3 protein-coding genes are annotated in these 3,338 nt (G+C 59.1%); 1 reads left to right on the plus strand and 2 read right to left on the minus strand.

Features of this window, described 5'->3' with window-relative positions; translation table 11 throughout:
* Positions 1–233: 233 nt before the first annotated feature.
* Together GBM95_RS11340 and GBM95_RS11345 are read right to left on the minus strand one after the other, a co-directional pair.
* A complete protein-coding gene (locus GBM95_RS11340) occupies positions 234–830 on the minus strand; it encodes a flavin reductase family protein (protein WP_152159196.1) in 597 nt (198 codons plus the stop codon).
* A 65-nt stretch (positions 831–895) separates the two neighbouring features.
* A complete protein-coding gene (locus GBM95_RS11345) occupies positions 896–1,825 on the minus strand; it encodes a LysR substrate-binding domain-containing protein (protein ID WP_226963304.1) in 930 nt (309 codons plus the stop codon).
* A gap of 311 nt (positions 1,826–2,136) precedes the next feature.
* On the opposite strand from GBM95_RS11345, the gene GBM95_RS11350 reads away from it, so the two are divergent.
* A complete protein-coding gene (locus GBM95_RS11350) occupies positions 2,137–3,051 on the plus strand; it encodes a TDT family transporter (RefSeq protein WP_226963305.1) in 915 nt (304 codons plus the stop codon).
* Positions 3,052–3,338 lie beyond the last annotated feature (287 nt).

Genomic DNA, 3,338 nt, shown 5'->3' on the forward strand with positions numbered 1-3,338 from the left:
CCTGTTTTACGAATGAGAGTACCCTCTATGCACAGGCGGCCTGACCCCAAGCGCCACACAGCACCATCCGTCAACTATTAAATACCTTTGTTAATAACATACAGCGGCTGTATGTTAAGTTGGATTATGTTGCAAGCAAGAAAAGTCGATCTCAATGAATACCTGAGAAAATTCAGCCATAGGCATAAAAAAGGCGCCCATCAAGGAGCGCCTTTCTTCAGTTCTTCAGAAAATTATCGATTGAGGTCGATCAGATCGCCGATAGCGTAGAACCGTCCGTGACTGGCCGCATGCACGGTGCGAAGCGACGGGTCGGCAGATTCGAAGCGCCAGTCACCGCCCTCCGTTGCGACGCGGTCGTCGGCATAGCAGGCAACGACTTCGGCAAGGAAGAGGTCGTACGTTTTCGCAATGCGCTCTTCCGGAATCACCTTGCAGATGAAGTAGGCAGGCGACCCTTCGATCAGCGGAATGTCGCAGCCGGGAGCCCTGAAGAACCGGCCCGGGCACTTGTCGAGCTTTTCCTTGTCGTCGTTCTTCGAAACGGAACCCAGATACTGAGCGGATTCCACATTCGCGCGGGAGACCAAGCTGATCGCAAAGAAGCCGCTCGCCTCGAGGAGCTTGCGGGTGTAGTGCTCGCGCGAAAGAACCACCGTCACCTTCGTGGGGTTGAGGTCGAGCGCGCAGTTCCAGGCCGCCGTCATGGCGTCCTCATCGCCCTTATTCGCGGCGGAAATAACGGCCGTTGCGCCGATATTCATGAGTCCGTAGGCGCTGTCGACGCTGATGGAGCGGAGGTGTTCGGGAATGTCGATGAACTTCGTCATGTGATGTCCTTTCAGAAATGCATGCAGAGAAAACCTGAGGCAAAGAAGCCTTTAAAGAATCCGAATCAGATGCCGCCTTCCACAAGCCGCTGAGCCTCCGCCTCGCGCCTTTCCATCAGGCGCGCGTAGCTGCGGCAGTGCTCCATCCAGGCCTCGATGTCGTTCGAGAGATATTTGTCGCGCTCGTGGCAGAAGGTGAGCTGCCGGTGGAAGCGTTCGGGCAGCTGCACCTGCGCGACGAAGCGCCCGTAATAGGGGTCGTTGAGCACCTGGCGGGACATGTAAGTCAGTCCGAGGCCGAGGAGGACCGTGCGCAGAATGGCGTCGAAGCTGTTGAGTTCGGCAATCACTTCAACGCGCCTCAGACGCTGGCGGACCTGAGTTTCAAAGAAGTCGCGCGTGGAGGATCCCTTTTCGCGAAGAATCCAGGAAGCGGTTTCAAGTTCCTGGTAGCTCACCGGGCGCCCGGTGAGGGGATGATCCTTCGGCGCCACCACGACCATTTCGTCCGTCATCCAGGGCGTGGTCACGAGATCCGTGTCCGTGACGGGACCTTCAATCAGCGCGACGTCAAGTTCAAAGCGGGAGAGCTTTTCCGCAATGATCCGCGTATTGGCGATGACGGCGGCGGGGGTCCACCCGTGCGCGTCGCGAAAGCTTCTCAGGAGATCCGCAATCATGAAGGTGCCGATCGTGCGCGTGCAGCCCACGCGGAACTGGCAGTAGCGGCGGCTCTTTCTGAAGAGGTCCGAAATGTCGTCGGCGCGGTGGACCATCTCGTCGGCCTGAGGCATCATGCGGCGCCCTTCGGGCGTGAGGAAGATTCGTCCGCGGTTGCGGTCGAAGAGCTGCACGCCGAGCCTGGCCTCAAGCTCGGAGAGCGCCTGCGAAACCGCACTCTTGCTCATGGAGAGGTACTCTGCCGCCGCGCCGATGTTCTCGGCCTTGGCAATGGCAAGGAAAACCTGAAGCTGTCTGAGCGTGATGGGTACCACGAATGAATCCCTCCCTTGATGCGGCCTCTCGCCGAAGAGCCTCTCCGGAAAGCGGTCTTTGGATGTTAGCAAACCCGGCGCTTTTCTCTGCATCGCCTGAAAGCTTTCGACAGCGATCAGGCAAGAAAAGGCAAGTTAATTTTATCGAACAATTTTACCTATTTTGTTCGAATTTACTTTACAACTGAGCGGCCGTTGTTCTACTCTTCAGGCTTTGTGCGCCAAACGCGCGTTCCATTTGTTCGCCACTCCGCTTCTCTCCATCCATGCTCAAGGCTTTTCCCTCACGGTTTCGCAGTCTCCCCACTCCCATGGCCGGGCTTGCTCTCGGCATCGCCAGCCTGGGCTGGTGTCTGGAAAATGCGCTTCCCCTTCATGGCTGGGGACAGATTGCCGGGGCGGTCATTGCGTCCTCGCTCCTCTTCCTTCTCGTCTGCCGCTTTGCGCTTCATGCCGATACGCTCTGGGCTGACCTGAAGCACCCGGTGGTCGGATCCATCGTGCCCACCTTCGCGATGGCGCTCATGGTGATTTCCCGCGCGCTTCTCGATGCGCTTCCAAAATTCGCCGTCGGCCTCTGGCTCGTCGCCGTTCTGCTGCACCTCCTCGCACTCATCTTCTTCGCCTGGTTCCGCTTCCACGACAACGTGATGGAAAAGATGGTGCCCTCCTGGTTCGTGCCGCCCGTCGGCATCATCGTCGCCGACGTGTCCTTCCCGGGCGTTCCGGAGCTTCTGCCGCTCGCCCAGGTTCTCCTGGTCGTCGGCCTCGTTTCCTACGCGATCATGCTCCCGACGATGCTCTACCGCCTCATCTTCCTCCCGCAGGTCGCCAACGCCGCCAAGCCCACGATCGCCATCATGGCGGCTCCGGCTTCGCTCTCGCTCGCGGGCTACCTCTCCGTCTCAACGGAACCGCACCTTCTCCTCGTAGCGCTTCTCTTCGGCATCGCCATCCTGATGACCTTTGCGATCTACTTCGCGTTCTGGCACCTCCTGAGGCTGCAGTTCTCGCCCGGCTACGCGGCCTTCACGTTCCCGATGGCGATCGGCGCCACGGCGCTCTACAAGCTCGCCGCCCTGATGGGGACCTTCAACGGAATGGGAGAGTATGTGAGCGAACTGCGCTGGCTCGCCCACTTCGAGCTTGCCGTCGCTGCGGTCGTCATCCTCTACGTCTTCGTTCTCTACCTCAAGAACTTCAAGGCGTTCTTCGCGATCCATTGAACGAAAGCGCGGCAGTGAAAAAGAAAATGTCCCGTCCGAAAGAATCGAGCGGGACATTTTTTTGCGCTTTTGTCTTCCGTCTGCATCCCTGCAGACGGAAGGAAAACGCATTCAGCTTCGCCGGAATCAGGCCGGAGTCTTCACCACGGCAGGCTTCACTTCAGACGCCGTCTTCACGGCCGGAGCGGCGGCTTTCGGAGCAGGAGCTTCCTTCACGGGAGCAGCAGAAGCCGCAGGAGCAGCGGGAGCGGCCTTCGGAGCCGGAGCCGCAGCCTTGGGCGCTGCGG

Source organism: Sutterella seckii (assembly GCF_009183815.1).
Lineage (GTDB): Bacteria > Pseudomonadota > Gammaproteobacteria > Burkholderiales > Burkholderiaceae_F > Sutterella > Sutterella seckii.

Excerpts from the sequence above, each read along its gene's own strand:
- GBM95_RS11350 (WP_226963305.1), top strand. The coding sequence starts at position 2,137 with ATGGCCGGGCTTGCTCTCGGCATCGCCAGCCTGGGCTGGTGTCTGGAA.
- GBM95_RS11340 (WP_152159196.1), bottom strand. The coding sequence starts at position 830 with ATGACGAAGTTCATCGACATTCCCGAACACCTCCGCTCCATCAGCGTC.